This is a genomic window from Streptomyces pathocidini (assembly GCF_001418495.1).
Classification (GTDB): Bacteria; Actinomycetota; Actinomycetes; order Streptomycetales; family Streptomycetaceae; genus Streptomyces; species Streptomyces pathocidini.
The window spans coordinates 1-5,404 of the sequence record NZ_LIQY01000139.1 but is presented as its reverse complement, the minus strand read 5'-3'; the positions used below and the strand labels follow the sequence as shown (position 1 = coordinate 5,404).

Annotated in this window: 3 protein-coding genes and 1 pseudogene; 3 read left to right on the top strand and 1 reads right to left on the bottom strand. The window is 70.9% G+C overall.

Annotation, left to right across the window (positions count from 1 at the left end):
- The first annotated feature begins 210 nt into the window (after positions 1–210).
- The 3 genes and pseudogenes from AOK16_RS08675 (at position 211) to AOK16_RS08665 (ending at position 4,683) form a co-directional block, all read left to right on the top strand.
- A complete protein-coding gene (locus AOK16_RS08675; RefSeq protein ID WP_079101196.1) occupies positions 211–1,716 on the top strand; it encodes an SCO6880 family protein in 1,506 nt (501 codons plus the stop codon).
- 11 nt (positions 1,717–1,727) lie between these two features.
- Positions 1,728–3,032 (top strand): annotated as a pseudogene (locus tag AOK16_RS08670) (ATP-binding protein); the annotation flags it as partial.
- An 85-nt stretch (positions 3,033–3,117) separates the two neighbouring features.
- The gene (locus tag AOK16_RS08665) at positions 3,118–4,683 is read left to right on the top strand and encodes a P-loop NTPase family protein (RefSeq protein ID WP_055471658.1); all 1,566 of its coding nucleotides are present in this window, start codon (positions 3,118–3,120) and stop codon (positions 4,681–4,683) included.
- A gap of 22 nt (positions 4,684–4,705) precedes the next feature.
- On the opposite strand, the gene AOK16_RS08660 is transcribed toward AOK16_RS08665, so the two are convergent.
- Positions 4,706–5,266, bottom strand: a complete 561-nt coding sequence (locus AOK16_RS08660; protein WP_055471657.1) for a GNAT family N-acetyltransferase — start codon at positions 5,264–5,266, stop codon at positions 4,706–4,708.
- Between the last annotated feature and the right edge of the window lie 138 nt (positions 5,267–5,404).

Genomic DNA, 5,404 nt, shown 5'->3' with positions numbered 1-5,404 from the left:
CGCCGCACCACCGCCGCGTACGGACCGTCCCAGCCGTACGGGTTCGGGCGCCGACAACCGCGGGGGAGGCGAGGGCCGTTGACAGGCCGTAGGAGGCCCGGGCCACTGTCCGCCGAAGCCTCTGCGGCCCGGATGGAACCCGATGGGCCGCGGCGGTGTAGTAAGAGTGGGCGCCCCGCAGACGGGGGGCCGAGCAGCAGCCGCAGCNNCATCGGCCGGGCCCGGCCGAACGCCATCATCGGCAAGAACCGGGAGACCGGCGAGATCGCGCTGATCATTGCGGGGGCCTTCCTCGGCATGATGTGCGGGCTGCTCGTCCCCGTGCTGTCCCTGCGTATCGCCACACTCATGGGCTTCCCCCTGATCGCCCTGGCCGCGGTCTACGTGCCGTACAAGCAGCGCACGTTCTACCGGTGGTTCGAGATCAACCGCTCCTTCAAGCGCACCGTCCGCCGCGGCACCGCCTACCGCTCCGCCGCTCCCGAGGCCGGCACCCGCCTCGACGGCCGCGAGGTGGAGGTCGGGCCACCACCCGGCATCGGCCGGATCAACTGGCTCGCCGCCCCGTTCGGGCCCGACGAGGTCGCGGTCCTGCTGCACGCCGACCGGCGCACCGTCACCGCCGCCATCGAGATCGAAGGGCCCGGCGTCGGCCTGCGGGACAGCGAGGACCAGGAGGCCCTGGTCGACCGGTTCGGCACGCTACTCAAGCACGTCGCCAACGGAGACGGCTTCGTCACCCGGCTCCAGATGCTGGCCCGCACCCTCCCCGCCGACCCCGACGCACACGCCAAGGACGTCGACGCACGCGGCGACTCCGGCTCCCCCGGCTGGCTCAGGGAGTCCTACGACCAGCTCCAGTCGATGGTCTCGACCTCCTCCGAGCAGCACCGCGCGTACCTCGTCGCCTGCATGCACCACACGCGCGAACTGGCCGCCGAGGCCCAGACGCTGGCCCGCGCGTCCCGCCCCCAAGGGCGCGGCAGGATCGACAAGGACGCGGGCCTGGCCGTCGTCATGGCGCGCGAGCTGACCGACATCTGCGCCCGCCTGGCCGAGGCCGACATCCGCGTACGCCAGCCTCTGGGCCAGGCCCGCCTGGCCTCCCTCATCCACTCCATGTACGACCCGGACCACCCGATCGACCACATCCAGGCCATGACCCAGCGCAACGCCTGGCCGGCTGAACTGGACGCGATGGAACCGTCCTACCTCCAGGCCAAGACGCGGGAGTCGGCCACCCGCCAGCCGTGGTGCCACGCCACGGCGTGGGTCAAGGAGTGGCCGATGACCCCGGTCGGCGTCAACTTCCTCGCCCCGCTGCTCGTCCACACCCCCGACGTGATCCGCACGGTCGCGGTCTGCATGGACCTGGAGCCCACCGAGATCGCCATCGAGCGGATGCTGACCGAGAAGACCAACGACGAGGCCGAGGCCAGCCGAGCCGCCAAGATGAACCGGACCGTGGACCCCCGCGACATCGCCGCGCACGGCCGACTCGACCAGCGCGGCGAGGACCTGGCGAGCGGCGCGGCCGGGGTCAACCTGGTCGGCTACATCACCGTCTCGTCCCGCACCCCCGAGGCCCTGGCCCGCGACAAGCGCACCATCCGCGCCTCGGCGGGCAAGTCGTACCTGAAGCTGGAGTGGTGCGACCGCGAACACCACCGCGCGTTCGTGAACACCCTGCCCTTTGCGACCGGTATCCGACGGTAGGAGCTCACAGCATGGCCGCCGACCCGCTCGCCGCCGTCACCGAAGCCTTCACGAGCTTCCTCTTCGGGAAGGTCGAGACCACCCGGCTGCCCGTCCGCACCTCCACCGGGCAAGCGCAGGCCGTCTACCTGCCCACCGCCGCGCCCGGCCTCGGCGACTCCGGGGTGATCATCGGGCGCGAGGTGTACTCCGGGAAGGGCTACATCTACGACCCGTTCCAGCTCTACGGCCAGCAACTGCCCGCCCCGCACTGGCTCGTCCTCGGCGAGTCCGGCAACGGCAAGTCGGCGCTGGAGAAGACCTACGTGCTGCGCCAACTCCGCTTCCGCGACCGGCAGGTGGTGGTGCTGGACGCGCAGGGCGAGGACGGCGTCGGCGAGTGGAACCTCATCGCCCAGGAACTGGGCATCACCCCCATCCGGCTGGACCCGACGGCCGCCCTGGACAGCGGCATCCGGCTCAACCCCCTCGATCCGTCGATCACCACGACCGGCCAGCTCGCCCTGCTGCGCACGATCATCGAGGTCGCCATGGGGCATGGCCTGGACGAGCGCTCCGGCTTCGCCCTCAAGGTCGCCCACTCCTATGTGAACGAGACGATCACCGACCGGCAGCCCGTCCTGACCGACATCGTCGAGCAACTCCGCCATCCCGAGCCGGAGTCGGCCGAGGCCATGAACGTCGGCCTCGACGACGTACGCGCCTGGGGCCTGGACGTCGCACTGGTGCTGGACCGACTGGTGGACGGCGATCTGAGGGGCATGTTCGACGGACCGACCACGGTCGGCATCGACCTGGACGCCCCACTGATCGTCTTCGACCTCTCGCACATCGACCGCAACTCGATCGCGATGCCCATCCTGATGGCGATCGTGGGCGTGTGGCTGGAGCACACCTGGATCCGCCCGGACCGCAAGAAGCGGATCTTCCTGGTGGAAGAGGCCTGGCACATCATCAACTCCCCCTTCGTCGCCCAGCTCTTCCAGCGCCTGCTGAAGTTCGGCCGTCGGCTGGGCCTCTCGTTCGTCGCGGTGGTCCACCACCTGAGCGACGTCGTGGACGGCGCGGCAGCCCGGGAGGCCGCGGCCATCCTCAAGATGGCCTCCACCCGCACGATCTATGCCCAGAAAGCCGACGAGGCGCGAGCCACCGGCCAGGTGCTCGGCCTGCCCCGCTGGGCGGTGGAGATCATTCCAACCCTGACGCCCGGCATCGCGGTGTGGGACGTCAACGGCAACGTCCAGGTCGTCAAACACCTGGTGACCGAGGCCGAGCGGCCGCTGGTCTACACGGACCGCGCCATGACGGAGTCCTCGCGGCCGGGAGAGCCGACGGGCACCTCACATCCGGAGACCCTCGAACACCCCCACCTGGCCGACGAGTCCACGGTGGCATGACGTCATGGCATCCGGATCGAGCGTACGAGGAGTGCGGCCGGGGTCCGGCTCCGACCGCGGCATCCCGGACGGCCTCCTGCTGGGCCTGCTCGGCTTCCTGCTCGGCCTGACGGTGCTGGTCTGGACGGCCACCGGCCTGGCAGGGCTCTTCTCTCACGGAGCCTGGCCCGAAGGCGTGCACTTCACGCACACCCCCCTGGCCATGCGCCACCTGGCCGCCCAGCCCCACAACCTGCCGGCCGCCTGGCCGCAGACGCCACCGGACGAACTCTCCGGCTACGGGCTGTTCTGGGGGCTGCTCATCGGCGAGTTGATGGTCCTCATCGTGCTGACCGTCTTCGCCATAGGAACCATCACCCGCTGGCGCGCCACCCGTGCCCGCGCCCGGGCAGCAGCCGCCGAGGCCCGCTTCGCTCCCCCAGTCCCCACCGACACCAGCACCGCCCCAGAAGCCACCGACCACAGCCGCCCGGCACCTGCGGACCACGCCGCGCCGAGAACGGCGGCCCCCGTAGACCTGGGCAAGGAGGAGACCACCAACCGCTCCCAGGTACCGAACGCGCACCCCGCCGACGTGGCCCACACACCGGAGCAGCCACGCTCAGAAGCCCAACACCCCTTGCTCGGCCTCCACTTCACCGCTGACGGAACCAGCAGTCGGACGGGCACCCAGGCCGGCGCCCGCCGGGAACTCGCCCTCCAGGCCATCCGTTCCGCGGATGGTCCACTCCTGGTGGTCACCTCCGACCCGGCCCTCTGGTCCGAGTCCAAGGAGGCCCGCGCCAAACTGGGCCCGACACACCTCTACGACCCGAGCCACCTCCTCGACACCCCCGCCCGTCTCCGTTGGTCCCCGACCACCGACTGCGAGTCCCGCGACATCGCGGCAGCCCGAGCCGCGGCACTGCTCGCCCCCGTGCGCCCCGCGAACACCCTGGACTCGGCCATGGCGGACGCCGCGGAAACGCTACTGCGCAGCTGGCTGCACGCCGCGGCCGTCGACGGCCAACCGTTCCGCCAAGTGCACCGCTGGGCGTCGGGAGGCGCCGCACACGACGCCGTACGCATTCTCCGTACCCACCCCAAGGCCGCCCCCGGCGCCGCGGGCGAGCTGGAGGCCACACTCACCGCGCACCCCGAGCGCCGCGAGATCGCCCAGCAGCTCACCGCCCGCGCCCTGTCCGCGCTCTCCTCGATCCACATCAGGAACGCCTGCAACCCCACCCGTGCCGACACCCTCGCGCTGGAATCATTCGTGGCCGAGGGGGGAACGCTTTACGTGATGGGCGAAGCGATCGAGGACCCGCGCGCCCAGCCGGGTGCGATGCCCCTGCTGACAGCACTCGCGTCGAGCGTGGTCGAGCACGGCCGCCGCATGGCCGAACGGTCATCTGACGGTCGGCTCGACCCACCACTGACGCTCGTGCTCGACGACATCGCCTCCGTCGCCCCACTCCCCCAACTCCCGGAGCTCCTGGCCGAAGGCCCCCTCCGCGGCCTCCCCACCCTGGCGCTGATTCGCTCCGAGGAACAGGCCAAGGCCCGTTGGCTCAATACCCCTCTGGGCTGAAGAAGGCCGACGGCGTCGGCAACTACGGTCGCGGCAGCACCATTTCGTACTCCAGCTCGTCCGGCCTCGTCGGAAACGCCATCGTCTCGCCCGTCTCGGCGAAGCCGATGCGCCGGTAGAAGGCGCGGGCGCGGACGTTGTCGCTATGCACCCACAGCCCTACGCGCTCCGCCTCGGTGTTCTCCCAGGACCAGTCGACGGCCGCACGGAACAACCGCTCGGCAACGCCCGTGCCACGGTGTTCGGGGCGCACGTACACGCTCACCACATGCATCTGCTGCGGCGCGCCACCGTCCCCGCTCTCGTCCTGGACGGCCCGGTCCCCCGTCTCGTCCAGCAGCGCGAGCATCGCGACCCAGCGGCCGTCCCGGTCGGCCGCGATCAGGCTGGTCGCGTTCCCGCCCTCGACGATCGGTGTGGCCCGCCCGCGCCAGAACTCGTCCGCCTGCGCGCTGCTGTCCTCGTAGGTCGAGACGAACGCCACCCGCGCGACCGGGTCGCTCAGCGCGGCCAGCCGCAACTCCTTCAGCGCAGGCCAGTCGTCCGCGCGCACGGTCCGGATCCGATACCCCTCATGCCCCATGCGTCGATGTTCGCACCGGCCACCACCCCTCGCGCAACGCCATTACGCGCGGTCCACCCGGCGGAGAACACAAAAAGCCGCGGTTCCTGGACCAAAAGGTCCAGGAACCGCGGCTAAAGATTGTTCGGCGGTGACCTA

Coding starts and splice junctions, on each gene's coding strand:
- AOK16_RS08665 (WP_055471658.1), top strand. CDS start 3,118: ATGGCATCCGGATCGAGCGTACGAGGAGTGCGGCCGGGGTCCGGCTCC.
- AOK16_RS08660 (WP_055471657.1), bottom strand. CDS start 5,266: ATGGGGCATGAGGGGTATCGGATCCGGACCGTGCGCGCGGACGACTGG.